Consider the following 260-nt stretch of genomic DNA (forward strand, 5'->3'; position numbering starts at 1 on the left):
ACCCCCAACTACTTTCGGCGCTGAAGCGCTTAACTTCCGTGTTCGGCATGGGAACGGGTGTGGCCGCTTCGCTATCGCCACCAGACATATATGAGATTAACATTATTTTAACATAATGTCAACTCCTTTTTAAGAGATTGTTCTCTCAAAACTGAAGACTCATCAATTCATACAAACCTTAGACTAGATCAAAGCCTCGACCGATTAGTATCATTCAGCTCCACACGTCGCCGTGCTTCCACCCATGACCTATCTACCTC

At 45.4% G+C, this 260-nt stretch carries 1 rRNA gene; it reads right to left on the bottom strand.

Annotation, left to right across the window (positions count from 1 at the left end):
- A 5S ribosomal RNA gene (gene rrf / locus KNP68_RS15145) occupies nucleotides 1–85 on the bottom strand; the annotation flags it as partial.
- Between the last annotated feature and the right edge of the window lie 175 nt (nucleotides 86–260).

This window comes from Exiguobacterium sp. s50, assembly GCF_018618175.1.
In the GTDB taxonomy this organism is placed as follows: Bacteria; Bacillota; Bacilli; order Exiguobacteriales; family Exiguobacteriaceae; genus Exiguobacterium; species Exiguobacterium chiriqhucha.